Origin of the sequence: Nocardia sp. NPDC058705, from assembly GCF_042749305.1 — a bacterium.
GTDB lineage: Bacteria > Actinomycetota > Actinomycetes > Mycobacteriales > Mycobacteriaceae > Nocardia.
The window spans coordinates 1-24,710 of record NZ_JBHYRN010000019.1; the positions used below are offsets into that span (position 1 = coordinate 1).

Below are 24,710 nucleotides of genomic sequence, written 5' to 3' on the forward strand. Positions count from 1 at the left end.
ATGCGACGCAGGAGCAAGCCCCGGCGGCTAACCGGCGACCCCTTGGGGCCGCGACTCGAGCGCGCCAGCGCTCCAACAAACACAGCCAGTGCCTAACGGACTACTCGAACCCCGAGGCCACGTCGTTCGATGTGAGCGCGGGTGGTGGCGTAAGTGATCAGCGCCGGATCGAGGTCGGTCACGACATTGCGGGATCATGGGACAGTGACTTCGCCGGACGCGGCGGGGCCGATAGGGATAAGGAGCAGCGGCGGATGTTCGTGAAGGTGTGCGGTCTGACCACCGAGGAGCAGATCGACTGGGCGGTCGAGCTCGGGTACTCCGCGATCGGCGTCATGGTGACGACCAAGAGCAAGCGCTATCGCACCCCCGAACAGGCTCGCGCCCTCGCCGATTACGCACGCGGCCGCATCACCACCTTCGCCGTGGCCCTCGAAGCGAGCGAAGTCGCCGAGGTGACGGACGCGTTCGACGTCGTGCAGCTCTACCAGTGGGCCGACCTGCCGAATCTGGCCTTCTGCTCCGCGAACCCACCCGCACCCGAGCAGACCAGCAAATACTTCTTCTACGACGCCAGCGCGGGCTCCGGCATCTTCGAGGAATTCCCCGATTGGGTGCGCGCGCAACCCGGTCAGATCGTGCTGGCCGGCGGTCTCGACCCGGACAACGTCGCCGCCGTCATCGCCGAGCACCACCCCTACGGCGTCGACGTGTCCAGTTCGGTGGAAACCGCACCCGGCGTGAAGAGCCGGGAACTGATGCGACGATTCAAAGCCGCCACCGAAGCCGGCGAAGTTCTAGAGTGATCCCATGATTACCGCGATCGTGATGATCCAGGCGCAGAACTCTCGCATCCCCGAAACCGCGCAGGCCCTCGCCGATACCGAAGGAGTCGCCGAGGTCTACTCCTGCGCGGGCGACGTCGACCTGATCGCGATCGTGCGTGTCCGCGACCACGCGCGCATCGCCGACGTGGTCACCGGGGCCATCGACAAGGTGGACGGCGTGGTCCGCACCACCACCCACATCGCCTTCAAGTCCTACTCCAGCCATGATGTCGAAGCCGGATTCTCCCTGGGGGAGTGAGCCTTTCGTCGAACGTTGCCTCGGCCGCGGGCGAGCCCGGCCGAGGCGTCAGCGCTCGTCGAGTACCTGGGTGAGTTCGGCCCAGCTCTGCAACAACTTGGCCGCCGCCCCGCTGTCCACCGCCGCGGCGGCGCGCTCGAGCCCGCCGGCCAGCGCGGCATCCAGATCCGAGTCGACATCGCCGACCCCGCGCGAGAGGTCGTAGGCCACGATCGCCGCGGCCGAGTTCAACAGCACCGCGTCCCGCACCGGCCCCGGCGTCCCCGCGAACACCTCACGCGCGATCCGGGCGTTGACCTCGGCGTCGCCACCGCGCAGTTCGTCGAGGTCCACCCGGGCGATCCCGAGGCGCGTCGGGTCGATCACCGTCTGACGGATCCGCCCACCGCTGACCACCCACACATCCGTGAGGTCCGAGGTGGTGATCTCGTCGAGCCCGTCGCGCCCACGCACCACCAGCGCACTCGCGTCACGCGCTGCGAAAACTCCCGCGATCACGGGCGCCAGATCGGCGAACGCGCACCCGATCAGCCCCGCGCGCGGCTGCGCCGGATTCGTCAGCGGTCCGAGCACGTTGAACACGGTCGGAATGCCGATCTCCTTGCGTGCCGCACCCGCGAAGCGCAGCCCGGAGTGGAACAGCGGCGCGAAACAGAACCCGATCCCCGCCTCGCGCACCGACCGCGCCACCGATTCGGGCCCGAGCGCGAGCTTCACCCCCAGCGCTTCCAGCACATCGGCGCCACCGGACTTCGACGAAGCCGCCCGGTTCCCGTGCTTGACCACCGGCACCCCTGCCGAGGCCACGACCACCGAGGACATGGTCGAGATGTTCACCGACCCCGACCGATCGCCACCGGTACCGACGACATCGACCGCGTCGCCATCGATGCGCACCAGCTTCGCGTGTCCGAGCATCCCGGCCACCATGCCCGCCAATTCGGACGGCGTGGGTCCCTTGATCTTCATGGCGACGCCGAAAGCCGCGATCTGGGCAGCGGTGGCGTTGTCGGTGAAGATCTCGTCGATCACCCAGGTGGTGTCGTCCGCGGCCAGGTCGCCACCGTCGGCGAGGGTTCCGAGCACCTGGGCCCAGCTGCGCACGCTCATTTGCTCTGCTTCTCCTTCGACGACACCGTTGCGCCACTACTAGATCGGGCACGCGGGAGGTGGCGCAATGTCTTTTGCGCCGTTCGGGCAAGTTTAAGGGGCCGTACGCGGCGGTTGCATGGCGTCCCACCCGTCGGCGATCCCGTCGTGACGCTGGGCCAGGCCCGCCATTCGCGAACGTTCCTGCGAACAGGTCAGCGGATCCAACCGTTGCACCCGCTGCAGGATGATCGGCACCAGGCCGTCGGACGCAACATCGTCGCCTACGCGCGCATATCCGTCGTACCCCGCGATCTCCACCGCCTTCTCGATCTGCCCGGCGGGCAGGCGCAGATGGTGGCGCAACACCGCGTCGGCCTCCCGATCCAGCTCGCTCGCCCGGTCCAGCGCCGTCGAACACGCCTCGACATCGTCGAAACTCGACGCCACCACCACCAGATCGTCCCGCAGGGGATCCAGCGCCTGCGCGGATCCGCCGAACAGGCGCCGCCACATCCGAACCACGACCATCGTCGCCTCCTCGCGTCTCAGCCTATCCACATCAACCGCTGTCACAATGAGTTGTCGCGCGATCGTCGCCAACACGCCGACGGAAGTCGTAGACCCCCTCTGTGCGTGGGTTTTCCGACTCGCGCCACAAACTTTCGTACCCGGGTACATGTGTCGTACTACGAAGAGTCATACTTACCCCGTGACGACCGCAGTAGGCACCCCAGGATCGGCCATTACTCAGCGTGTGCATTCGCTGAACCGGCCCAACATGGTCAGCGTCGGAACCATCATCTGGCTGTCGAGCGAGTTGATGTTCTTCGCTGGTCTGTTCGCCATGTACTTCGTTGCGCGCGCGCAAGCGCACGGCAACTGGCCCCCGGAGCCGACCGAGCTGAACATGAAGCTCGCCATTCCGGTGACGGCCGTGCTGATCGCATCGTCGTTCACCTGCCAGATGGGCGTGTTCGCCGCGGAGAAGGGCGACGTGTTCGGCCTTCGCCGCTGGTACACGATCACCCTGCTGATGGGCGCGTTCTTCGTGTTCGGTCAGGGCTACGAGTACTACCACCTGGTGCACGAGGGAACCACGATCGCCGGTAGCTCCTACGGCTCGGTTTTCTACATCACCACCGGATTCCACGGTCTGCACGTGATCGGCGGTCTGATCGCGTTCGTGTTCCTGCTCGTGCGCACCACGCTGAGCAAGTTCACGCCCGCCCAGGCCACCGCCGCGATCGTGGTGTCCTACTACTGGCACTTCGTCGACATCGTCTGGATCGGGCTGTTCGCCACGATCTACTTCGTCCGCTAGCGCGCGGTACACCAAAGCTTTTTGCACAAGTCGGTTCCGTCTACTCCAAAGGGACACAGATGAGTTCATCTCCCCCGTCGGCCCCCGAGCCCGCTGACACCGGGCAGGCCGCCGCCAAGGCGCGTAAACAGCGTCGCGCCCGCCGTCGTATCGCGGGTGCTCTCGCGTTGATGATCGGCTTGGTCGGAGCCGGCTTCCTGGCTACCGCGCTCACCCCCGAGCCGCAGGTCGCCACCGCGCACGAGGACCAGTCCGCGCTCATCCGCGAGGGCAAGCAGCTCTACGACACCTCCTGCGTCACGTGCCACGGCGCGAACCTGCAGGGTGTGCCCGACCGTGGTCCGAGCCTGATCGGTGTCGGCGAGGCCGCGGTCTACTTCCAGGTCTCCTCCGGTCGCATGCCGATGGCCATGAACGGCGCCCAGGCCGAGCGCAAGCCGGTCAAGTTCGACGCGCACCAGACCGACGCGATGGGCGCCTACATCGCCGCCAACGGCGGTGGTCCCTCGGTGATCCGCGATGCCAACGGTGAGATCGCGCAGGAATCGCTGCGCGGCGACGACATCGCCCGCGGCTCGGAGCTGTTCCGGATGAACTGCGCCTCCTGCCACAACTTCACCGGCCGTGGTGGCGCGCTGTCCAGCGGCAAGTTCGCGCCGCCCCTGGCTGAGGCCAACGAGCAGCAGATCTACGACGCGATGGTCACCGGCCCGCAGAACATGCCGAAGTTCTCCGACCGGCAGCTGACGCCGGAGGAGAAGCGCGACATCGTCGCCTATGTCAAGAACTCCGCCGAGGAGAAGGCTCCCGGCGGCTGGGATCTCGGCGGATTCGGTCCGGCGACCGAAGGTTTGGCGATCTGGGTCATCGGCATCACCGCCGTTGTCGGCGCCGCGATGTGGATCGGTTCCCGATCATGAGTGGACAGGAGCACAGCGACATGGGTCGCGAACCCACCGAAGACGAACTCGACGCGATGTCGACCGCCGAGCTCGCCGAGCTCGGCACCAAGCGCGACGACGTCGATGTTGTCTACCGCAACGAGCGGTGGCCGGTGCCCGGCACCAAGGCCGAGAAGCGCGCCGAACGTGAGGTCACGTTCTGGTTCGCGATCTCCGGCCTGGCCGCTGCCGCGCTCATCGGTGTCTTCCTGTTCTGGCCGTGGGAGTGGAAGGGCTACGGCGACGAAGGCCATGCCGCCTACTCGCTGTTCACCCCGCTCATCGGCCTGACGTTCGGCATCTCGGTGCTGGTCATCGGTGTCGCCGTGGTGCTGATCCGCAAGAAGTTCATCCCCGCCGAGATCTCCATCCAGCAGCGCCACGACGGCCCGTCGGACGAGGTCGAGCGTCGCACCCTGGCCGCCGAGCTGCAGGAAGCGCTCGACTCCTCGACCCTCGGTCGTCGCAAGATGATGCTCGGTACCGCGGGCGCCGGTGTCGGCGTGCTCGGTGTGGGCGCGCTGCTGGTGTTCGTCGGTGGCATGGTGAAGAACCCGTGGGCCAAGCGCGACAAGTCGCCGCTGTGGGTGTCGGGCTGGACCCCGGACTACCCGGGCGAGACCATCTACATCCGTCGCGACACCGGCCGCCCCAACGACATCGTGCTGGTCCGTCCCGAGGATCTCGACGCCGGCTCCATGGAAACCGTATTCCCGTGGAAAGAGAAGTGGCGCGGGGATTCGCACGAGACCCTGCAGTCGCTGCGCGGCATCCGCAACGCCGTGATGCTGATCCGTCTGCGCACCGAAGACGCCGAGAAGGCGATCAAGCGCAAGGGCCAGGAGAGCTTCAACTTCGGCGACTACTTCGCCTACTCGAAGATCTGCACCCATCTCGGCTGCCCCACCTCGCTGTTCGAGCAGCAGACCAACCGAATCCTGTGCCCCTGCCACCAGTCGCAGTTCTCCGCGACCGAGTGGGGTAAGCCGGTCTTCGGTCCTGCCGCCCGCGCACTGCCTCAGCTGCCGATCACCGTCAACTCCGAGGGCTTCCTGGTCGCCGCGGGCGACTTCATCGAGCCGCTCGGCCCGGCCTTCTGGGAGCGTCGTTCATGAGCTTGGGAGATATGGCCGCCAACCAGGCCAACGAGATGGACGAGCGGTATCGCGCCGCCGCGTTCATGAAGCGGTCGATCAACAAGGTCTTCCCGACCCACTGGTCGTTCCTGCTGGGTGAGATCGCGCTCTACGCGTTCATCATCCTGCTGCTGTCGGGCATCTACCTGACGCTGTTCTTCGACCCGTCGATGACCCACGTGGTCTACGACGGCGCTTACCAGCCGCTGCGCGGTGTCGGTATGTCGCGGGCGTACGAGACCGCGCTGAACATCTCCTTCGAGGTGCGCGGCGGTCTGTTCGTGCGACAGATCCACCACTGGGCGGCCCTGCTGTTCGCGGCGTCGATCATCATCCACCTGTTCCGCATCTTCTTCACCGGCGCGTTCCGCAAGCCGCGTGAAGGCAACTGGGTGATCGGCTCGCTGCTGCTGATCCTGGCGATGTTCGAAGGCTTCTTCGGCTACTCGCTGCCCGACGACCTGCTCTCCGGTACCGGTCTGCGCGCCGCGTTCTCCGGTATCACCATCGGCGTGCCGGTGGTCGGTACCTGGATGCACTGGCTGATGTTCGGCGGCGACTTCCCCGGCGACATCATCATCCCGCGCCTCTACATCGCGCACGTGCTGCTGCTGCCCGGCATCATCCTGGCGCTGATCGGTGCGCACGTCGCGTTGGTCTGGTACCAGAAGCACACCCAGTTCCCCGGACCGGCCCGCACCGAGAACAACGTTGTCGGCGCGCGCATCATCCCGGTGTTCGCCGCCGACCAGGGCGCGTTCTTCGCGTTCACCCTCGGCATCGTCGGCATCATGGGCGGTGTCCTCCAGATCAACCCGATCTGGAACCTCGGTCCGTACAACCCATCACAGGTGTCGGCGGGTTCACAGCCCGACTTCTACATGATGTGGACCGACGGTATGGCGCGTCTGATGCCCGCCTGGGAGGTCTATCTCGGCAACTACACGATCCCGGCCGCGTTCTGGGTCGCGCTGGTGATGGGCCTGGTGTTCACCCTGCTGATCGCCTACCCGTGGATCGAGAAGCGCCTCACCAACGACACCACCGCGCATCACAACCTGCTGCAGCGTCCGCGCGACGTGCCGGTCCGTACCGCTATCGGCGCCATGGCCATCACGTTCTACGTGATCCTGACGCTGTCGTGTGTCAACGACATCATCGCGCTGAAGTTCGACATCTCGCTGAACGCGACCACCTGGATCGGTCGTATCGGCGTGCTGCTGCTGCCGCCGCTGGCGTACTTCATCACCTACCGGTTCTGCATCGGTCTGCAGCGCAGTGACCGGGCGGTGCTCGAGCACGGCATCGAGACCGGTGTGATCAAGCGTCTGCCGCACGGTGAGTACATCGAGGTGCACCAGCCGCTGGGTGGGGTCGACGAGCACGGCCACGCCATCCCGCTGGAGTACCAGGGCGCCCCGGTGCCCAAGAAGATGAACAAGCTGGGTTCGGCGGGCAAGCCGGGTACCGGTAGCTTCCTGAAGGCCGATCCCAAGGCCGAGGGCGAGACCTGGGCCGAGATCGAAGAGGCCGAGGAGCACAAGATGCTCACCGTCCTCGCCGAGCAGCAGGCGATCGCGAACAACAGCGAGCCGTTCGGTCACTGACCGACGACAAGCACAAAGGCCCCGAGTCGAATTCGACTCGGGGCCTTTGCTTTTACCGGTTACAGGCGTGGGGTTCGGCGGTAGGTCTCGATGGCCTCGAACTTGGCCAGATTGTGCCGGGCGTCGGCGAGCGCGTCGTGGGCGTCGTCGGGGATCGGCGGCAGCGCGGGGGAGCCGTTGACGGCCCAGTGCTGGCGCAGTTCGTTGGTGTAGCGCGGCATCCCCTTGGGCAGGGCGGTCATGTCACCCCACAGCTGGCACAGCGCCACATGGTCGTAGGCGCCGACCCAGGCCCACAGCTCTGGCACCACGCTGGGTCGCGGTAGGAAGAACTTGAACAGATCGTCGCGGATCTGCTCCCTGGTCCGATACAGCGGCGACCCGGCAGCAGGCAGCTTGGGCAGCACATGCTTGCGCACCCACGGCCCCGCCTTCGTCGCATCGAATTCGGTGGAGATCGCGTAATACTCGCGCCCGTCCTCGCAGACGACGCCGATCGAGATCAGATCGATCGTCGTGCCGTCCTCGATGAATTCCGAATCGTAAAAATATCGCAGGGAGATCGCCTCTTCGTGCCGGTGGGGTGCGCGTGACGTCCGGCGTGACGATCCGTGCGGTGACCCACGGTGGGTTGACGAAAACCCTATGTCGGCGGCTCGCGCGGACTTCGCACGGGTCGCGCGTCCGACGCAGGTACGCCGGATATTCGCTCGTGCGCGCGGGTACGTATTCTTAGCGGGTGACCTGGACCGTCGACGTACCCATTGACCGCCTGCCGGAACTGCCGCCGCTGCCCACCGAACTGCGTGCGCGCCTGGATGCCGCTCTGGCCCGGCCCGCCCTGCAGCAGCCGTCATGGGACGCCGACGAGGCCGCGACCATGCGGACCGTGCTCGAGAGCGTGCCGCCGATCTGCCTGCCCGCCGAGGTCGAGGACCTCAAGGCGCAGCTGGCCGCCGTCGCGCGCGGTGAGGCATTCCTGATGCAGGGTGGTGACTGCGCGGAGACCTTTGTCGACAACACCGAACCGCACATCCGTGGCAACATCCGTACGCTGCTGCAGATGGCCGTGGTCCTCACCTACGGCGCGAGCATGCCGGTGGTGAAGGTGGCCAGGATCGCCGGCCAGTACGCCAAGCCGCGCTCCGCCGACACCGATGCCATGGGCCTGAAGTCCTACCGCGGTGACATGGTGAACTCGATCGTCGCCGACGAGGCCCTGCGCCGCCACGACCCCTCACGCCTGGTCCGTGCCTACGCCAACGCCAGCGCCGCGATGAACCTGGTCCGCGCGCTCACCAGCGCGGGCACCGCCGACCTGCACCGCCTGCACGACTGGAACCGCGATTTCGTCGCCCAGTCACCCGCGGGCGCGCGCTACGAGACCCTGGCCGAGGAGATCGATCGCGGCCTGCGCTTCATGGCCGCCTGTCAGGTCAACGACCCGAGCCTGAAGACCGCGCGCATCTACGCCTCACACGAGGCGCTTGTCCTCGACTACGAACGCGCCATGCTGCGGCTGAGCGAGAGCGAAACCGGCGAACCGCTGCTCTACGACCTGTCGGCGCACTTCCTGTGGATCGGCGAGCGCACCCGTCAGCTCGACGGCGCCCACATCGCACTGGCCGAGCTCCTCGCCAACCCGATCGGCCTCAAGATCGGGCCGACGACCACGCCGGATCAGGCGGTGGAGTACGTCGAGCGGCTCGACCCGAACAACCAGCCGGGCCGGCTCACCCTGGTCGCTCGCATGGGCAACGGCAAGGTGCGCGACGTGCTGCCGCCCATCATCGAGAAGGTGCAGGCCACCGGCCACCAGGTGATCTGGCAGTGCGACCCCATGCACGGCAACACCCACGAGTCGTCCACCGGTTTCAAGACCCGCCACTTCGACCGCATCGTCGACGAGGTCCAGGGCTTCTTCGAGGTCCACCACGCCCTCGGCACCCACCCCGGCGGCCTGCACATCGAGCTGACCGGCGAGAACGTGACCGAATGCCTCGGCGGCGCCCAGGACATCTCCGACCTCGACCTCGGCGGTCGCTACGAAACCGCCTGCGACCCGCGCCTGAACACCCAGCAGTCCCTGGAACTGTCGTTCCTCGTTGCGGAGATGCTGCGCTGAATCAGCTCGGATGAGGCCCGGGGGCGGTCAGCGATCACCGCGCCCGGGCTTCTCCTTGTGCTCGTCTTTGTCCTTCTCGGGATCCTTGCCCCTTCAAGGCAGGGCGGTGAGCGTGACGACGCTGCCCGCCTCCACATTCGTATTGATGCCCGGTACCTGGCCGATCACCAGGGAACTGTCGGAATCGGTGAGGGACTTGACCTCCACCCGCAGGCCGAGCTGCTGGAGCTTGGACCGGGCGTTGCCGACGTTCTGACCCATCACGTTGGGGACCTTGATCGCGTTCGACACGATCAGCGTCACGGTGTCGCCCGATTGCAGGGTGGTGCCGACGGCGGGCTCGGTCGCGACAGCCTTGTCGCCCTCGACGTTCTTGTCGAACTGCACGCGCGTCTCGCGCACGACCAGGCCCGCGGTGGTCAGGGCGCTGGCCGCCTCCTCAGCGGACTTGCCGCGCACGTCGGGCACATTGACCGGCTGAGATCCCTTGCTGCGGTACACCTTCACCTGCGCGCCCATCGGCAGGATGGTGCCCGGTGCAGGCTCCACCTTCGCCAGTGAACCCTTCGGCGCAGTGCTGGCCGCCTCACCGGCGTCGATCGGCTGCAGACCGCCGTCGCGGATCGCCTGGTTGACGGTGCTGATCTGATCGCCGGTCTTGACGTCGGGCACCCGGGGTTTGCCGTTGGAGATCAGCACCGCGATCGTGGTGCTCTTGGTCACCCGCGACCCGGCCGACGGATCGGTACCGACGACGCCGCCGATCGGAATGGTGTCGGAAGCCTTCTGCCGCAACTCCGTCTCGAACCCGGCCTCCTGCAGGACCGCGACGGCGCGCTCGGAGTCCATCCCCGCGATCGGCGGCACCGCGCTGTAGCGGCCGACCCCGAGCCACCAGCCGCCGATGCCGACCAGCAGGGTCAGCGCGGTGACGATGCCCACCCACATCAACCCTGTTCGACGGGCGTGACTGTCGCCGAACGCGGTGGCCGCGGGCACGGGTGCGTACTCCTCAGGCCGGGGGCGCTGCGCGGTGACCACCCGGGTGTGGTGCGGTTCCATCGCGGGCGAATGGTGTGTGGCAACAGGATTGGGGGTGAACGCGGGATTGGGGGTGTGCGGGCGCTCACCGGGGTGGTGCGCGGCGCCGGTCTGGTAGCTCTCACTGAGGTGTTCGGCCGAATCCCGCGGCGCCGGAACCCGATACGGCGGCAGGTTCAGCTCCATCGCGATCGTCTGCAGCCGCGCCGCCATCTCGTTGGCGTCGGCGAAGCGCTGCGCGGGGTCTCGGGAGGTGGCCTTGGCGACCAACTCGTCGAACTCGGGCGGCACGCCACCGATGAACTTGCTCGGCGCGGGCACATCGTTCTCGACCCGCTGATAGGCCACCGACAGCGAGTTGTCGCCGCTGAACGGCACCCGCCCGGTGAGCAGTTCGAAGATCAGGATGCCGAAGGCATACACGTCGCTGCGCGCGTCGGCGGTGCCGGTGGTGACCTGCTCGGGGGCGAGATAGGCGGCGGTGCCGAGGATCACGCTCGCGGAGGTGGTGTTGGCCGCGGCCACGGCACGCACCAGGCCGAAGTCGGCGATCTTCACCTCGCCCGCGTCCGAGATCAGCACGTTCTCGGGCTTCACGTCACGGTGTACCAGGCCCGCGTCGTGGGCCGTGCCGATCGCGCGCAGCACCGGCTCGGCGACGGCACGCACGGCGTGCGGCGGCATCGGCCCGCGTTCGCGCAGCAGCTCGCGCAGCGTGCCGCCCTCGACCAATTCCATGATCAGGAACGGGTATTCGCCGTCGATGCCCTGGTCGTACACCGCCACCAGCGACGGATGCTTGAGCTTGGCCACCGCCCGCGCTTCGAACTCGAAACGGCTGAGGAACTGCGGGTCACCGGCGAATTTCGGGTCCATCACCTTGATCGCCACGGGGCGATCGAGCCGGGTGTCGGTCCCGCGGAAGACCATCGACATCCCGCCGCGAGCGATCGGCGCATCGATGCGATAGCGCCCTTCCAGCATCTGGCCGATCAAGTGATGTCCTCCGGCATTCAACCGGCCGCCCTGTGCGGCCACCACGATCGTAACCGGGCGGTGTCGGCATGCCAGACGATGCGTGTTCGCCGACACGTACTACCGTTGTGAAGGTGAGTGCCTTCCCTTGCAGCGATGACGTGCTGCCCGACACCGAAACCACCGTCTCGCTGCCCGAGGCGGCCGACATACTCGGCGTCCCGGTCACCTCGGTGCACCAGTTGCTGCGTGACTACCAGATCCTCGCGATCCGCCGCAACGGTGTGGTCGGCATTCCCGCTCGCTTCTTCGACGCCGAAGGCGAGATCGTCCGCATGCTCCCCGGTGTGATCACCGTCATGCGTGACGGCAAGTACAGCAACGAGGACATCCTCGAATGGCTCTACACCGATGACCCCTCCCTCCCCGGTCGCCCCGTCGACGCCCTGCACACCCAACTGGCCCGCGAGGTAGTCCGCCGCGCCCACGCCGAACCATTCTGATTCGTCACGCTCGATCGAACGGGTTCACCAGGGCGGCGCCCGAGCCCTTGAAGTGCTTGGTATTTCGGGTGGCGACGGTGTGACCGTGTGCCAATGCCGTTGCCGCGATCAGACCGTCGCTGACATCGACGGATGCTGGGATCAGCGCCCATCGATGGATGACGGGTGTGTCGACCGCCAGGATGCGTTGCGCGAAGCTGCCTTCGATCTCGTCGACGGCAGCCTCGATCCGGTCCGCGCGGGCGCTCTCCTCTCGCGCACGCAGGAGCGCGACGCCACGACGGAGTTCACCGACGGTGATCACGCTCAACCACAACTCGTTGGACCGGTTGCGCGCGAACCAGTCGAGAACTGCGGAGTGCGGCTTTCGTCGCATCAGTTCGGAGACGACGTTGGTGTCGACGAGAAAGCTCACGACAGCTCGGTGAAGTCGAATTCACGGGGCTGCGACCGCGCCCGCTCGGCCTCCACCTCATCGATGACATCGGCGGTCTCGTCGTCGAGTCCACCGAAGGTCACCAGTAATCGATCGACGAAGCTGATATCGGGCCGGACCAGCCGTCGATACTCGGCGACGTCGATAACCACAGCGACCTCGTCACCGTGGCGAGTGATGGTCTGCGGACCTTCCGCTTCCACCGCGCGCAGTACCTCGGAAAATCGCTGTTTGGCTTCCTGTACCTGCCACCGCATAGCGCACCACCCCTGGTCGGTTCCTATCTGGACAGACTAGACAGATTCTAGTCCGATGTCGAGAGGTCTGGCGGTCGGGACGGCGCGGCCGACGAAATGCGGCGAACCGGCCGACGGCTCGACTAGTGGCGGCGGGTGGTGGCCAAACCCTTGGCGGCGACCAGGATTCGGCGACGATGGGGGACCGTGGCGCGGGTGGTGAAGACCTGGTAGTCGGCCGCTTCGATGCGATCGAGGATTTCGGCGTAGAGGGTGGCGGCGGTGGTGATGGCCGGACGTACCCGGGGGGCGAGCAGGGCGATGCCGGGGACCGCTTGCCGGTAGATGTCGCGGTTGAGGGCGATCAGGTGGGCCAGTGCACGGCGAAGCGGTGCGTCGGTGTGACCGCGCTGGTGGCAGGCGCGCAAGTGGGCTTCATCGACACCGAAGGCTGCGAGTTCGTCGGTGGGAAGGTAGATGCGGTCGAGGTCGAGGTCTTCGGCGACGTCGCGCAGGAAATTGGTGAGCTGGAAGGCTTCGCCGAGGGCGGCTGCGGCCGGTTCGGCATCGGCTACGGGAACAACCGTGCCGAGGACCGGGAGCAGCTGTAGGCCGATGGCTGCGGCGGATCCGTGCATGTACTCGCCGAGCTCGGTCATCGTGGCGTAGCGGGTGCGGTGGGTGGCCGTGCCGGGGACGTCCATGCGCATGGCGTCGAGGAACGTCCAGAGGTGGGCGTGTGCGATGTCGTAGCGGGTGATGGTGTCGGCGGCCGCGGTGACGATCTGACGGCGACGCAGGTCGGTGGTGTCGAGGTTGCCGTGTTCCAGTACCAGCCGTAGTTGCTTCTCGACCAGGTCGAGTTGCTGGGCGGGGGAGTCGGCGAGCGGGGCGGGATCCCGTCGGTCGGTGGCATCCTGCGGGTCGAGAATGCGGACCGGGTTGTCGGCGTGGTCGACGATGTCATCGACCATTCGCGCGAACGCGTACAGGGCGTGCACGGCCCGTCGACGCTCCGGTGAGAGCAGGGTGGTGGCCAGGTAATACGTGCGACCGTGCTCGGCGGCGATCCGACGGCAGCTCGCATAGGCCGCGGAGAGGTCGTCTGTCCGCCGTCGGGGCTCAGGACCGGTCATTACGGCTCTGGAGGCCTGGTGCGCGCCCGCTCATGTCCGAACGGACGGCGCCGATTCCGTGGCAGCGGCCTTCGAACTTGCCCAACGCAGATGCAGCGGATCGACGGTACGCAGCGACAGCGCCGCGACCACGGCGGCGAACATCGCCAGCGCGACATGCCAGAAGTTGTAGAGCCCGTTCGGCCCGTCCGGGTAGAACATCAGCATCAACCAAGTGCACAGCCCCACCAGCCACATCAACGTCCTGGTCGACAGCGCGAATGCCGCTGCCAGCGCCAGCGGCCACGAGTAGTACCAGGGCAGCGCAGCGGGCGAGAGCACCACGATCGCGGCGAACGCGATGATGATGCCCATCACGGCCTCGCGCTCGCTGTGTCGGAACCGCCACCAGGTCGCGACGAGAAGCAATACCAGGGCAACCTGGCACAGTTTGCGGGTCACCCACAGCACCGAGAAGAAGTCCAGCGGGGTCACCCAGGTGACCATGTGCGCGAGGATTGTCGGCAGCGAAAGCCATTGGATGATCTTGTTCGAACCCTGCAGTGCGGTGACCCAGCCGAACCCGACTCCCGCGATGGCCGACGCGGCGCCGAATACCAGCGCGAACACACCGATGCCGATGCCTGCGATCTTCGCGAACACGAACAGCGGATGCGGCATATCGGCGGACGGGCGAGCAGCATCCGGGTGTTTCTGATCTTCGGGAGGTCCGGTCTCGGAGTCCGCGGTGCCACGACGCTCGGCGGCGCGACGTTCCTTCTCGTGCAGGATCCAGATCCATACCAGGAACGGCAGCGCGACACCGGCGGTCGCCTTGATAGCAACGCCGATGGCAACGACGACGATGCCTGCCACGTGGTGGCGTTCGAGCACCAGGGCGATGCCCGCGCACATCAGCCCGACCATCAGCATTTCGTTGTGCACGCCGCCGATCAGGTGCACCAGCACCAGCGGGTTGAGCACCGCCAACCACAGCGCGACCGTCGGCTTGCCGCCGAGGTGCTTGGTCAGGTAGGGCACGGCCCACATCATCAGCGCCAGTCCGGGCAGCATGACGATGCGCAAGGCAATGGTCCCGGCGATCAAATTGTCGCCGGTGAGCGAGGTGATCGCATGGCCGATCAGCAAGAACATCGGACCGTACGGTGCGGTGGTTGTGGTCCAGACTGTGCTCACATTGTCCAGCAGCACACCGGGATTGGCGACGGGACCCACCTGATAGGGGTCGAAACCGTCGCGCAGCAGCGCACCCTGCGCGAGATAGGAGTAGACGTCGCGGCTGAACATGGGCGCCGCGAACAGCAGCGGCGTGGTCCAGATTCCGACGATCGCCCGCAACTCGTTGAGCGTGACCGTCGACTCACCCTTGCTGATGGTGGCGCGGCCCAGTCGAACCCATGCGGTGATCATCATCAGCACACCGGCCCAGATCACGATCGACGACAGCGCATATCCGTGGCCGAACCGCAGCCAGGACAGATGCAGTGCTTCGAGGAGCGGGTCGTGTTTGCGGACAGCGCCCGCGCCGAAACCACCGAAGGTGATCATGGCGGCGCCGAAGAATCCGAGGAGGGCGGCGTGGCCTTCGGGGCTCCGGGCGAACTCGCCCGCAGTGCGCAGCCAGGTTCGGCCGCCGGGATCAGCTCCGGCGGGCAGGTGGCGCTCGAGGGTACGCGTGGTGTCCATGGTGCCTACGGTCGTCTCCGGGGGCGGCATGTTCGGTCGGTCCCCCCGGGTGGTCGGCGGTCGTAACCGCGAGCTGATAAGTCGGCCGTCAGTTTACGGCTTCAAGTTGGAACACTAACCCGGTGGTCGGTACCGGTGCGCGTCCGGCTGCCGGTGATTCGTGCCGCGGCCAGCTTGCCCGACAGCAGCGTGGTGGGCACACCCACCCCCGGAGTGGTGCCGCAACCTGCGAGAACAACGTTGTCGACACCCCTTGGCAGATTGCGCGGCCGGAAGGGCCCGGTCTGCCGGAACAGGTGTGCGATGGAGAACGGGGTGCCCGCGATCATGCCCTGGGCGGCCCAGGTGGCGGGAGTGTCGAGGTGGTCGACGTGGAAGTGCTCGGTGATACCGGTGTAGCCGCGCTGTTCCAGCACCCCGAGCAGCTCGCGCAGATAGAAGGGGCCGAGGCGTTCCCAGTCGAGCGGGGCGGCGTTCAGGTTGGGGCAGGGCGCGAGCACCGACAGCGGTTCGAAGCGCCCGCTCGCCCGGTCGACGAACTGTCCGGGATCGGTCAGCGCGGGCCTGGTGAGCAGCAGCGACGGGTCGCTCATGAGCCGCCCGCGACCCTTGCGCGCGGCGATTTCGGCGAAGGTCTGCGCCCAGGCGGCACCGAAGTCGATAGTGTGATGCGCCTGCACGGGCCACTGCGCCGCGATGTCGGCCGGGATGGTGCCGTGGGCGACGACGGCCGACGGTGATGCGCGCAGGCCGCGGCGGTGGCGCAGGCCGAATTGAGGAAGCGAGCCGATGTCGGCGGTGAGGACCACCGCATCGCAGGGGTAGCAACGGCCGTCGACGGTCCGCACAGCTTCGGCGTGACGGCTACGAGTCGGCGCCTCGACGCGGATGCCCTGCGGCGAAATGGCATCCCTGGAAACGGCACCCTTCGCGGGATCCTGCGCGCCCGAGAGCAGGCGCATACCCGGCGCATAGTCGATGCCATCGACCTCCGCATTCAGCACGAGGCGGCCACCGGCATCGGTGAATGCCTCGGCGAGCGCGGCGGTGATCGCGCGCATCCCCCCTTCGGGGAAGTAGACGCCGAGGCAGGTGTCCATGTTCGGGATCGCGCCGTAGATCGCCAGCGCGTCATCCGGCGACATGCCCGCATACAGCGCCTGAAAGGTGAACAGCCTGGTCAGCCGCTCATCGTGCAGATAGGACCGCACCCGCGGCCCCAGCTTGCCGAACCCCCCGAGCTTGGCGAGCGCGGCCAGCGCGGCCCTGGCACGCGGCGTGCGCACCATATCCAGCGGCGAATCGAAGTCCGCGTTCATGAACTCGTCGAATTCAGCGTCGTAGATGCGACCGAGCCAGTCCCGCAGACGCCGGTAATTGCGTGCTTCCCCTGGACCGCAAGCGCTTTCGACCTCGGCGGCCATCTGATCGGCGTCATCGAAGACGCGGATGTCGGAGCCGTCGGCGAAGCGCGCGTGATAAGCGGGGGTGAGGCGATGGATGCGCAGGTCGACGCTGTCGCGGGTGTGCCCGACGGCGGCGAGCGCATCGTCGATCACCTCGGGCAACGTGAGTACCGTTGCACCACTGTCGATCTCGTAGTCGTCGAACCGGTATCGCCCGACCCGTCCGCCCGGATGATCGGCCCGCTCGAGCACCGTCACCTCGTGACCGTCACCCCGCAGATGTAGTGCGGCCGCCAAACCTGCCAGACCTGCGCCGACTACGACAACCTGATTCGCTTGTCCCACAATACTTTCCCTGTCAGGCTGCGCGGCGAGTGGCCGCCAGCGCCATGTCGTGCAACAACTGCTTGGCCTCCGCAGTCGCGGAACTTGTTGCGACAGCGGCCATTCCGGTCTCGGTGAGCTCGGTGATCCGCCGCTCGACCTCGTCGACCGCGCCCAGCTCGGTGAGCACCGTGCGCAACCGGTCGACGGCGTCGTCGTCGAGATCGGTCCCGAGCCCCGTCCGGATCAGGTCGGCCGAGGCCGGATCGGCCCGGCGCAACGCCTCCGCGATCAACACGGTCCGCTTGCCTTCGCGCAGGTCATCGCCCGACGGCTTGCCCGTCACCATCGGGTCGCCGAACACCCCGAGCAGGTCGTCGCGCAGCTGGAACGCGATCCCCACATCGGTTCCGTAGATCCGCAGCGCCTCCACCAGCGCGTCGTCGGCACCGGCCAGCGCCGCACCGAGGTGCAACGGCCGTTCGATCGTGTACGCGGCGGTCTTGTACCGGTTGATCCGCAAAGCGGCCTCGACCGACTCGTCCCCACCGGCCTCGCCGTTGATGTCGAGCAGCTGCCCGCCGAGCACCTCGGTGCGCATCCGCGCCCACACCGGCGCGAACCTGGCCAGCGCGTCCGGGTGCAACCCGGCCTCGTGGACAAGATCATCGGCCCAGGCCAGCGCGAGATCGCCGATCAGGATCGCGACAGCCGAGCCGTACGAGGCGCCGTCGCCGGGCCAGCCCGCCGCCCGATACCGATCCTCGAAGTCGATGTGCACCGTCGGGAAACCGCGCCGAGTCCGCGAGGAGTCGATGATGTCGTCGTGCACGAGCGCGCACGCCTGCACCAATTCCAGCGCTGAACAGGCGGCGAGCACCGCGGCCGCATCGGGCCCGGCCGGATCGCCACCGGCACCGAGCCAGCCGGTCCACGCGAACCCCGGCCGCGTCCGCTTGCCGCCGCGGATCACGAACTCTTCCATCGCCTCGACGGCGTCGACGAACACCGGCCCCAGCGGTTCGACGATCTCACGCCGGGTCGTGAAGAAGCTGGTCAGCACCTGTTCGACGGCGTCGACGAAGGCCGGCGTGCCCGGGGTCAGCGCGACGAGGTCGACCGAGGTCGCAGCGTCGGCGGCGAACCGGGAGAGCGGGGTACCGATTCCGGCGGACAGGGCGGCCTCCAGGTGGCGAAGTGGGCGAGCGGTGGGACCGGGTTTCGCACGCGGGGAGTGCGGTCACCAGCGTTGCGTCGAACGATACGCGGGCGCCGTGGCGCGATGGCCAGCGCACTTGGCCGCTGCGACGGAGCCCACACCTGGCGTTTCGGCAGGTTCGACCTGTCTTCGGCTGACACCGGTCGGTATCGGCGCTGATCCGGCGGTGCCGGGCGTTCACCCGGTCTTGACGTGTGACGTGCCTCGTCCACGGGCCGCGCGGGCCCGGCGGCGGCGAGGATCACCGGTCGGCGCAGCAGCGTAGGGGTGTCCCACTAGACTGGCACGGTGACTTTCGACAATGGACGGGGACGTTCGACCCCAGATCGACCCGCCCAACAGCCGTCGATCGTCTCGAACACTCCCTCGGTGGTGCAGAGCCTGCGCACCCACTCGGGTAACGGCGTGCCGTTCTCCGTGGAGTTCAACCCCCCGCGTGACGAGGCGGGCGAGGCCCGGCTGTGGCGCGCGGTCCGCGAGTTCGAACGCATGCACCCCGCCTTCGTGTCCATGACCTACGGTGCCGGCGGTTCCACCCGCGACCGCACCGTCCGCATCACCGGCGAACTCGCGCAGGAAACCACCCTGCTGCCGGTCGCCCACCTCACCGCCGTCGGCCACAGCATCGCCGAACTGCGCTCGCTGGTCGGCTCCTACGCCGACTCCGGCATCTGCAACATCCTGGTCCTGCGCGGCGACCCGCCCGGCGACCCCCTCGGCGAATGGGCCAAGCATCCCGGTGGTGTCGAATACGCCGAGGAACTGGTCCGCATCGTGCGCGACCTCGGCGACTTCCACGTCGGCGTCGCCTCGTTCCCCCAGGGCCACCACCGCTCACCCGACCTCGACCACGACACCCACCACCTGGCCGCGAAACTCCGTGCGGGAGCCGAGTATTCGATCACCCAGATGTTCTTCGACGTCGAGCACTACCTGCGCCTGCGCGACCGCGTGATCGCCATGGACCCCATCGAGGGCGCCAAACCGATCATCCCCGAACTGATGCCCATCACCTCCCTGCGCACCGTCGCCCGCGCCGAAGAACTCAGCGGCCGCCCCATCCCCCCCGACGTCGTCGCCCGCCTCACCCGAGCAGCAGGCACCGGCCCGGAAGAAGACCGCGCCGCCGTCCGCGCCGAAGGCATCCAGATCGCCACCGAAATGGCCCAACGCCTCACCGAAGAAGGCGCCCCCTGCCTCCACTTCATCACCTTGAACTTCGCCAAAGCCACCAGCGAAGTCCTCACCAACCTCGGCTACGGAGTGACCGCCGCACCACTCAGCGCGTAGAGGTGAGGGCCCCAGTGCTACTTTTCATGCGAAATGTAGCACAACTGGCTGGCGCTGCTACTTAAGTAGCACTACCCTTCATCAGTGATACTTTTCGGCCGAAAAGTATCACTGAATGTCGATCCGAGGGGTTGAGTCGATGCTTCTGGAGGACTTCTCTACTGCGCAGCAGGTGAACGTTGTGCGCGCGGACAATGGATACCGCGCATTCTCGCCGCCGCCGCTGCCGCCGATCGTCCAGATGTCTCCGAAACTCGTCCGCCGACTGTCCAGCGCGGATCGGGCGGTCGGCGAACTTGCCGGTCTCGGGCGTGGGTTGCCCAGCCCCGAACTGTTCGGTCGAGCGCTGGTGCGTCGTGAGGCCGTTTTGTCGAGCCGGATCGAGGGAACTGTCGCGTCATTGTCGGACGTGGCGATGTACGAGGTCGAGCGCCCGGCCCACCCTCGAGGTGACGTCCAAGAAGTGTTCAATTACATGAGCGCGATGGATCATGTTCTCGACCCGGGTAGGCGTTTGCCGTTGAGCCTGTCGCTCCTGCGGGAAGCGCATCGGATTCTGATGACCGGCGTTCGCGGTGACTACGCCACCCCCGGCGAATTCCGGCGCAGTCAGAACTGGATCGGCCCTCCCGGCTCCACCATCGACACCGCGAAATACGTTCCGCCGCCGCCGGAATCGCTCTGGCAGGACCTCGACGCCTTCGAGAAGTTCCTGCATGCTGATGGGGATCTGCCGCCGCTGTTGGCGATCGCCGCGGTGCACTATCAGTTCGAGGCGATCCATCCTTTCATCGACGGTAACGGCCGCATCGGCCGACTGCTCGCGGTGATGCTCCTGGTCGAGTGGGAGCTGCTGCCCGGCCCCCTGCTCGACCTGTCGTCATATATCGAGCCACGCCGAGACCGGTATTACGAAGGCTTGCTGCGTGTTTCAACCGACGGCGACTGGCTCGGCTGGTTCGACTTCTTTCTCGAGGTCATCGAGGAGCAGGCCCGCGACAGTCTCGCCCGCGCTGTGCGTCTGGATGCGCTGCGAACCGAACTCAGATTGCGGGTCGCCAGAGCCCGCTCGTCCGGCCTGTTGCCGATCCTGATCGACGAGCTGTTCCGCTCGCCGATCATCGGTATCGCCAATGCGATGAAGGCCCTCGACGTCACCCACCGCTCCGCCACCTTGAATGTCGAAAAACTAGTGGAGGCAGGGATTCTCGTAGAAGTCACCCGAGCCCGAACCCGCTTCTTCGCCGCTCCGGATGTGCTCGCGGTGATGAACGGAACCTGACTCGGCGATCCAGGGCGTCGACGGCTCGGTTGTGACCGCATGCTCGCACGGAAGCTGGTGCACTCCATTCATCGAGGCTGCAGACCAAGTGGACGGCACGACCGTCACTGGTTGTCGCGGGCTGCGCGTAGTAGCCGTAACTGGCCGATCTCGGTGGCGTTCTTCATCAGTTCGGCGTTCACCCAGGCGAGGGTGTGGGCGATGGACTTGTCCGGGTTGTCCTGCCACGGAAAGGCGGCTGGGGCGGTGATATCGGCTTCGGTGATCTGGTCCAGAATGGCCAGCCATTCCTCGCGCAGGCCGCGCAGCCAATCCACCGTCGCGGGCCCCGGTCCCGGCCACGCGATGTCGGTGCGGTCGCGTGGTGTGCGTGCTCCTAGGTGATCGATGGTGACGCTCCACCACCACCCGAGATGCCAGCTGACCCAACCGATGGTCGGAACCGGAATCGGATCAGGCTCGGTGTCCGCCCAGTCCGGCTCCCAGACGCCGCGCTCATCCAGGTGCAGTGTCCAGCACAAATCCGCAGGCTCCCACAGGAAGTCGTCGTCCTCCAGCCGATCGAGATGGAAATCGAACAAAGACCAGGTCAGATCGAACTGCCAGCGCAGCACGGTAGAACACGATGCATCCACGCGCACATTTTGCGCGAAACCGCCGACTCCGACCAGTTGTTTTGCCGACCAGAAGCCATTGATTTGCCGTACGTTCGGAGCGTGGTTCGGGCAGACTCGCCGACCAGTACTTCAACGGGGAGGGGTCATGCATGGCACCGAGCGGCCCCTTTCCTCGGCTGCTGCCGGACTCGACATCGGATCCGGCAGCGATCGCGCGAAACGATTGGAACGCCTTTTCCGAGATCGAGGTCCTTCGCGACCACTGGACGGTGAAGCGGTGGGCGCCGGGGCACACGGGCTACTACTGGTATCTGACATTCGATGACGCTGAGCTGATCGACTGCGTGGCTGAATGTCAGGATGCGCTCGGCGCTGACGGAGTTGATCCGGTTCCGTTGGACGCCTTGCACGTCACCTTGATGGGAATCGGCTCCACCAAAGATGTCGTATCGGATGAGATCGATAGGCTGATTTCGGCTGCACGCGAAAGACTTTCGGATGTGATGCCGTTCGTTCTCGCCGTCGGTCCGCTGAGCGGATCGCGTAGTGCGGTCAGGTTCTCCGTCGCACCGTGGGACCCACTCCTCGATCTGCACCGGCTTCTGTCGACGTGCACTTCCGAATCGTTGTCGAACCCGACGGAGTTTGTGCGGGCGAAGTCCGCACGCTTCCGTCCGCATCTCGGCATCGCGTACAACAACACCGACCGCAAAGCTGCGGAAGTCATCGACGCAGTCTCCAGGCTGCGTGGGATTCACAGAGTCAACGTGCGAGTGAGCCACGTCGAACTGGTCGTACTCAGGCGAGAAGGCCGTGCCTACCGTTGGGATACCCGCGCGATACTCGCCCTCGGCGGTGCGTGATCGGGGTTGTTCATGGGGTGACGGCGCGGTTGTTCCAGGTTCGTTCCCAGCTGCGAGTCATTGCGGGGTAGACGATGCCGTAGCGGAAGGGCTTGATCAGGGCCATGTAGAGGCGGCCGAGCCGGCCGTTGGGCTTCACCAGGACTGCCATTTGGAGGTGGTAGCCGGTGGGGTCGGGGACCCAGCCGAGGTGCATGATGCCGTGCATTGTGCCGTTGGCGATTTCGGCGGCGTATTCGTTTTCGAGGACGTACAGGCTGGTGAGGGGGCTTTCCTCGATGGGGGTGGGGGTGTTGCGGAGGTCGGTGGGGAGGCGGTCGACGAGGGAGGGGACTCGGGTGCCGGTGCCTGCGTCTTCGCGGTCCCAGCCGAACCATTCGCCCAGCTTCCAGCGGGCCTTGAACAGGAGGCCGCTGAGGCCGGTGGACTCGGACGCGCGTTCGGCGTGGAGGGCGGCGAGTAGGGCGGGGAAGTCGTGGGGGCCTGCGCCGGGGGTGCGGAATTTCCAGATGTCCTCGACGTCGAAGTCGGGGGCGATCTCGTGGATGCGCCAGGGTTGATCGGTGTGGGCCGATTCGGGTAGTCGCATGACTGGAACCTCCATCTGTACGGGAGCGTATAAGTCGACGATACCGCTGATATACGGCTACGTATAGATGGGGAAGATGTGACGAATGCGGCGTGGCGGCCACGGGAGATTCCATGGCCGCCACGTGTTGTGGGAACTATTGTGTCGCTGCTTGTTTCGCGGGTTTGACGAAGGCGGTTGTCGCCAAGGCGAGGATGAGAAGCCCGGCGCACAAGTAGCTCGCTACTTCGATGCCTGCCGCCATGGCCGCACGAGCCGCTTCCGCGACGGGGAGCGTTTCAGGGTTCTCGGCGAAGGCTGGGATCACCGAGCCCGCGCTGTCGGTGACGGTGGACGACAGTTGGTCGACCTCGGATTCGGGCAGCCCCGAGTCGGCCAGACGATCACTCAGGTCTGCCCCGAGGGTGCTGAAATACAGCGTGGTGAGGACGGCGATGCCGAGTGCCGAGCCGAGTTCGCGGGCGGCGCTTTGGATTCCCGACCCCTGCCCCGCGCTTTCACCGGGCACGTCGGCGAGCACCACATTGGTGACCTGCGCGGTCGCGAAGCCGACACCGATGCCGTAGACGAACAGGGCGAGCGCGATCGACCACCAACTACTGTCCGCCGCGGCGAACAGACCGAGCATCGCCAAGCCGAGCGCTTCCAGGAACAACCCGATCCTGACCTGCCCCAGGGCCGAAACCGACGCTGTCAGTGAGAAACTCGCGCCGCTGGCGACGAAACTGCCGATCGCCAACGGCACCAGCGCGAGCCCGGCCTGGAATGCGGTGTACCCGAGCGCGAACTGCATCCACAACGGCAACACCGCGATGATCCCGAACTCGCCGAGCCCGACGATCAGCGTCACCACATTGCCCTTGCGGAACGAATCGATCGAGAACAACCGCACATCCACCAGTGGTTCACCACCGGCGCGCCCGAGCATCGCCTGCCTGCGCCAGAACAATCCGAGCACGAGTGCGGCGCCGAGGAACGCGACGAGAACTGGCGAAGGCCCACTGCGCCAGACGAATTCACCCACCTGCAGCGGTTCGGTCACCATCAGCCAGCCGTAGTGCCGCCCCTCGATCATGGCGAAAGAGAGCAGGCCGAGGCCGAGTGCGGACTGGGCAGCCCCGAGCCAATCGACGCGACCGGTGTTGGTCGCAGTGGCGGGCAGGTAGGCCAGCACGGCCACCATGATCAGCGCGACCGCGGGAATGTTGATGCCGAACGCCCAGCGCCACGAGAAGTCGGCGAGCCACCCGCCGAGCAGCGGGCCCACCGCCGCGGCCGCGCCGATCGTGGATCCCCAGATCGCGAAGGCCTGCCCGCGCGCCTTGCCGGTGAATGCCGCGTTCACCAGGGCGAGGGAGGTCGGCAGGATCATCGCCCCGCCGACGCCCTGCAGGAAGCGGGCCGCGATGAGCAGTCCGCCGTTCGGGGCGAGCGCGGCGAGCAGGCTGGTGGCGCCGAACACGATCAACCCGATCAGGAACAGCTTGCGCGCGCCGTAGAGGTCGCTGAGTCGACCGGCGACCAGCAGTAATGCCGCGAAAACGATCGCATACGACTCCTGGATCCACTGCGCCTGAATCGAGGTGATCCCCAGGTCGTCGACGATCGGCGCGAGGATCACGTTCACGATCGTCAGATCGACCACGATCAACGCGACGCCGAGCGAGACGGCGATCAGCCCCAACCACAAGCGCAGCGTTGGAGTCTCGGTTTCTGTCCGCACTATACCTCCGTCATGAAGTTACTTTACGATGAAGGTAAATGGCGGGCGGTAAGTTGTCAATCGAGCGGTCGACGAG

General features: G+C 66.6%; 24 protein-coding genes. 11 read left to right on the forward strand and 13 right to left on the reverse strand.

Annotation, left to right across the window (positions count from 1 at the left end; all coding sequences use genetic code 11):
• Nucleotides 1-254: 254 nt before the first annotated feature.
• Nucleotides 255-806 carry a hypothetical protein gene (locus tag ACFW6D_RS21040; protein ID WP_379330544.1) on the forward strand — a complete coding sequence of 184 codons (552 nt, stop codon included), beginning with the start codon at nt 255-257 and terminating at the stop codon, nt 804-806.
• A gap of 4 nt (nt 807-810) precedes the next feature.
• A complete protein-coding gene (locus ACFW6D_RS21045) occupies nt 811-1,086 on the forward strand; it encodes an Lrp/AsnC family transcriptional regulator (RefSeq protein ID WP_379235786.1) in 276 nt (91 codons plus the stop codon).
• Between the two features lie 48 nt (nt 1,087-1,134).
• Here ACFW6D_RS21045 and trpD read toward each other — a convergent pair whose 3' ends face one another.
• Complete coding sequence (trpD, locus tag ACFW6D_RS21050; RefSeq protein ID WP_379330546.1) at nt 1,135-2,196, reverse strand: anthranilate phosphoribosyltransferase; 1,062 nt, start codon at nt 2,194-2,196, stop codon at nt 1,135-1,137.
• 93 nt (nt 2,197-2,289) lie between these two features.
• Nucleotides 2,290-2,706: a hypothetical protein gene (locus ACFW6D_RS21055; protein WP_379330548.1), complete on the reverse strand. Its 417-nt coding sequence runs from the start codon at nt 2,704-2,706 to the stop codon at nt 2,290-2,292.
• A 181-nt stretch (nt 2,707-2,887) separates the two neighbouring features.
• Here ACFW6D_RS21055 and ACFW6D_RS21060 point away from each other — a divergent pair, with 181 nt between their 5' ends.
• Genes ACFW6D_RS21060 through ACFW6D_RS21075 form a run of 4 tightly spaced genes read left to right on the forward strand, consistent with a single transcriptional unit; the run spans nt 2,888 to nt 7,183 of the window.
• Nucleotides 2,888-3,499, forward strand: a complete 612-nt coding sequence (locus ACFW6D_RS21060; protein WP_379330550.1) for a heme-copper oxidase subunit III — start codon at nt 2,888-2,890, stop codon at nt 3,497-3,499.
• Between the two features lie 59 nt (nt 3,500-3,558).
• Nucleotides 3,559-4,419: a c-type cytochrome gene (locus tag ACFW6D_RS21065; RefSeq protein ID WP_379330552.1), complete on the forward strand. Its 861-nt coding sequence runs from the start codon at nt 3,559-3,561 to the stop codon at nt 4,417-4,419.
• Nucleotides 4,416-5,555: a ubiquinol-cytochrome c reductase iron-sulfur subunit gene (locus ACFW6D_RS21070; RefSeq protein WP_379330554.1), complete on the forward strand. Its 1,140-nt coding sequence runs from the start codon at nt 4,416-4,418 to the stop codon at nt 5,553-5,555. Before ACFW6D_RS21065 ends, ACFW6D_RS21070 begins: the two co-directional genes overlap by 4 nt.
• Nucleotides 5,552-7,183 carry a cytochrome bc complex cytochrome b subunit gene (locus ACFW6D_RS21075; protein WP_379330556.1) on the forward strand — a complete coding sequence of 544 codons (1,632 nt, stop codon included), beginning with the start codon at nt 5,552-5,554 and terminating at the stop codon, nt 7,181-7,183. The genes ACFW6D_RS21070 and ACFW6D_RS21075 overlap by 4 nt, the downstream gene beginning before the upstream one ends.
• A gap of 59 nt (nt 7,184-7,242) precedes the next feature.
• Here ACFW6D_RS21075 and ACFW6D_RS21080 read toward each other — a convergent pair whose 3' ends face one another.
• Nucleotides 7,243-7,740, reverse strand: a complete 498-nt coding sequence (locus tag ACFW6D_RS21080; RefSeq protein ID WP_379330738.1) for a polyadenylate-specific 3'-exoribonuclease AS — start codon at nt 7,738-7,740, stop codon at nt 7,243-7,245.
• Between the two features lie 182 nt (nt 7,741-7,922).
• On the opposite strand from ACFW6D_RS21080, the gene ACFW6D_RS21085 reads away from it, so the two are divergent.
• The gene (locus ACFW6D_RS21085; protein WP_379330558.1) at nt 7,923-9,308 is read left to right on the forward strand and encodes a class II 3-deoxy-7-phosphoheptulonate synthase; all 1,386 of its coding nucleotides are present in this window, start codon (nt 7,923-7,925) and stop codon (nt 9,306-9,308) included.
• A gap of 93 nt (nt 9,309-9,401) precedes the next feature.
• On the opposite strand, the gene pknB is transcribed toward ACFW6D_RS21085, so the two are convergent.
• Nucleotides 9,402-11,333, reverse strand: coding sequence for a Stk1 family PASTA domain-containing Ser/Thr kinase (gene pknB, locus ACFW6D_RS21090; RefSeq protein WP_379330739.1), 1,932 nt, complete (start codon nt 11,331-11,333; stop codon nt 9,402-9,404).
• Between the two features lie 125 nt (nt 11,334-11,458).
• Between pknB and ACFW6D_RS21095 the strand changes: the two genes are divergently transcribed.
• Complete coding sequence (locus tag ACFW6D_RS21095; protein ID WP_379330560.1) at nt 11,459-11,827, forward strand: Rv2175c family DNA-binding protein; 369 nt, start codon at nt 11,459-11,461, stop codon at nt 11,825-11,827.
• Between the two features lie 4 nt (nt 11,828-11,831).
• Here the strand turns inward: ACFW6D_RS21095 and ACFW6D_RS21100 are convergent, their stop codons facing one another.
• The 6 genes from ACFW6D_RS21100 to ACFW6D_RS21125 form a co-directional block, all read right to left on the reverse strand.
• On the reverse strand, nt 11,832-12,242 hold the full coding sequence (locus tag ACFW6D_RS21100) for a type II toxin-antitoxin system VapC family toxin (RefSeq protein ID WP_379330562.1): 411 nt from the start codon (nt 12,240-12,242) through the stop codon (nt 11,832-11,834).
• Nucleotides 12,239-12,520, reverse strand: a complete 282-nt coding sequence (locus tag ACFW6D_RS21105; protein ID WP_379330564.1) for a type II toxin-antitoxin system Phd/YefM family antitoxin — start codon at nt 12,518-12,520, stop codon at nt 12,239-12,241. Before ACFW6D_RS21105 ends, ACFW6D_RS21100 begins: the two co-directional genes overlap by 4 nt.
• A gap of 122 nt (nt 12,521-12,642) precedes the next feature.
• Complete coding sequence (locus ACFW6D_RS21110; protein ID WP_379330566.1) at nt 12,643-13,635, reverse strand: phytoene/squalene synthase family protein; 993 nt, start codon at nt 13,633-13,635, stop codon at nt 12,643-12,645.
• 30 nt (nt 13,636-13,665) lie between these two features.
• Nucleotides 13,666-15,321 (reverse strand): alpha-(1->6)-mannopyranosyltransferase A, encoded by a 1,656-nt coding sequence (locus ACFW6D_RS21115; RefSeq protein ID WP_379330568.1) that lies wholly within the window; start codon nt 15,319-15,321, stop codon nt 13,666-13,668.
• Nucleotides 15,322-15,422: 101 nt separating this feature from the next.
• On the reverse strand, nt 15,423-17,072 hold the full coding sequence (crtI, locus tag ACFW6D_RS21120) for a phytoene desaturase family protein (RefSeq protein WP_379330570.1): 1,650 nt from the start codon (nt 17,070-17,072) through the stop codon (nt 15,423-15,425).
• 13 nt (nt 17,073-17,085) lie between these two features.
• Nucleotides 17,086-18,240 carry a polyprenyl synthetase family protein gene (locus ACFW6D_RS21125; protein WP_379330741.1) on the reverse strand — a complete coding sequence of 385 codons (1,155 nt, stop codon included), beginning with the start codon at nt 18,238-18,240 and terminating at the stop codon, nt 17,086-17,088.
• A 318-nt stretch (nt 18,241-18,558) separates the two neighbouring features.
• Here ACFW6D_RS21125 and ACFW6D_RS21130 point away from each other — a divergent pair, with 318 nt between their 5' ends.
• Both ACFW6D_RS21130 and ACFW6D_RS21135 read left to right on the forward strand, forming a co-directional pair.
• The gene (locus ACFW6D_RS21130) at nt 18,559-19,560 is read left to right on the forward strand and encodes a methylenetetrahydrofolate reductase (RefSeq protein ID WP_379330572.1); all 1,002 of its coding nucleotides are present in this window, start codon (nt 18,559-18,561) and stop codon (nt 19,558-19,560) included.
• A gap of 139 nt (nt 19,561-19,699) precedes the next feature.
• Nucleotides 19,700-20,842 carry a Fic family protein gene (locus tag ACFW6D_RS21135; protein ID WP_379330574.1) on the forward strand — a complete coding sequence of 381 codons (1,143 nt, stop codon included), beginning with the start codon at nt 19,700-19,702 and terminating at the stop codon, nt 20,840-20,842.
• Between the two features lie 104 nt (nt 20,843-20,946).
• Here the strand turns inward: ACFW6D_RS21135 and ACFW6D_RS21140 are convergent, their stop codons facing one another.
• The gene (locus ACFW6D_RS21140; RefSeq protein ID WP_379330575.1) at nt 20,947-21,477 is read right to left on the reverse strand and encodes a DinB family protein; all 531 of its coding nucleotides are present in this window, start codon (nt 21,475-21,477) and stop codon (nt 20,947-20,949) included.
• 131 nt (nt 21,478-21,608) lie between these two features.
• Between ACFW6D_RS21140 and ACFW6D_RS21145 the strand changes: the two genes are divergently transcribed.
• Entirely contained in the window at nt 21,609-22,322 is a 714-nt protein-coding gene (locus ACFW6D_RS21145) for a 2'-5' RNA ligase family protein (RefSeq protein ID WP_379330577.1), read from the forward strand.
• Nucleotides 22,323-22,332: 10 nt separating this feature from the next.
• Here the strand turns inward: ACFW6D_RS21145 and ACFW6D_RS21150 are convergent, their stop codons facing one another.
• Together ACFW6D_RS21150 and ACFW6D_RS21155 are read right to left on the reverse strand one after the other, a co-directional pair.
• Entirely contained in the window at nt 22,333-22,911 is a 579-nt protein-coding gene (locus tag ACFW6D_RS21150) for a DUF2867 domain-containing protein (protein ID WP_379330579.1), read from the reverse strand.
• 136 nt (nt 22,912-23,047) lie between these two features.
• Nucleotides 23,048-24,634 carry a DHA2 family efflux MFS transporter permease subunit gene (locus tag ACFW6D_RS21155; RefSeq protein WP_379330581.1) on the reverse strand — a complete coding sequence of 529 codons (1,587 nt, stop codon included), beginning with the start codon at nt 24,632-24,634 and terminating at the stop codon, nt 23,048-23,050.
• Between the last annotated feature and the right edge of the window lie 76 nt (nt 24,635-24,710).

Excerpts from the sequence above, each read along its gene's own strand:
- ACFW6D_RS21040 (WP_379330544.1), top strand. The coding sequence starts at position 255 with ATGTTCGTGAAGGTGTGCGGTCTGACCACCGAGGAGCAGATCGACTGG.
- ACFW6D_RS21045 (WP_379235786.1), top strand. The coding sequence starts at position 811 with ATGATTACCGCGATCGTGATGATCCAGGCGCAGAACTCTCGCATCCCC.
- trpD (WP_379330546.1), bottom strand. The coding sequence starts at position 2,196 with ATGAGCGTGCGCAGCTGGGCCCAGGTGCTCGGAACCCTCGCCGACGGT.
- ACFW6D_RS21055 (WP_379330548.1), bottom strand. The coding sequence starts at position 2,706 with ATGGTCGTGGTTCGGATGTGGCGGCGCCTGTTCGGCGGATCCGCGCAG.
- ACFW6D_RS21065 (WP_379330552.1), top strand. The coding sequence starts at position 3,559 with ATGAGTTCATCTCCCCCGTCGGCCCCCGAGCCCGCTGACACCGGGCAG.
- ACFW6D_RS21070 (WP_379330554.1), top strand. The coding sequence starts at position 4,416 with ATGAGTGGACAGGAGCACAGCGACATGGGTCGCGAACCCACCGAAGAC.
- ACFW6D_RS21075 (WP_379330556.1), top strand. The coding sequence starts at position 5,552 with ATGAGCTTGGGAGATATGGCCGCCAACCAGGCCAACGAGATGGACGAG.
- pknB (WP_379330739.1), bottom strand. The coding sequence starts at position 11,333 with ATGCTGGAAGGGCGCTATCGCATCGATGCGCCGATCGCTCGCGGCGGG.
- ACFW6D_RS21105 (WP_379330564.1), bottom strand. The coding sequence starts at position 12,520 with ATGCGGTGGCAGGTACAGGAAGCCAAACAGCGATTTTCCGAGGTACTG.
- ACFW6D_RS21110 (WP_379330566.1), bottom strand. The coding sequence starts at position 13,635 with ATGACCGGTCCTGAGCCCCGACGGCGGACAGACGACCTCTCCGCGGCC.
- ACFW6D_RS21115 (WP_379330568.1), bottom strand. The coding sequence starts at position 15,321 with ATGGACACCACGCGTACCCTCGAGCGCCACCTGCCCGCCGGAGCTGAT.
- ACFW6D_RS21135 (WP_379330574.1), top strand. The coding sequence starts at position 19,700 with ATGCTTCTGGAGGACTTCTCTACTGCGCAGCAGGTGAACGTTGTGCGC.
- ACFW6D_RS21145 (WP_379330577.1), top strand. The coding sequence starts at position 21,609 with ATGGCACCGAGCGGCCCCTTTCCTCGGCTGCTGCCGGACTCGACATCG.
- ACFW6D_RS21150 (WP_379330579.1), bottom strand. The coding sequence starts at position 22,911 with ATGCGACTACCCGAATCGGCCCACACCGATCAACCCTGGCGCATCCAC.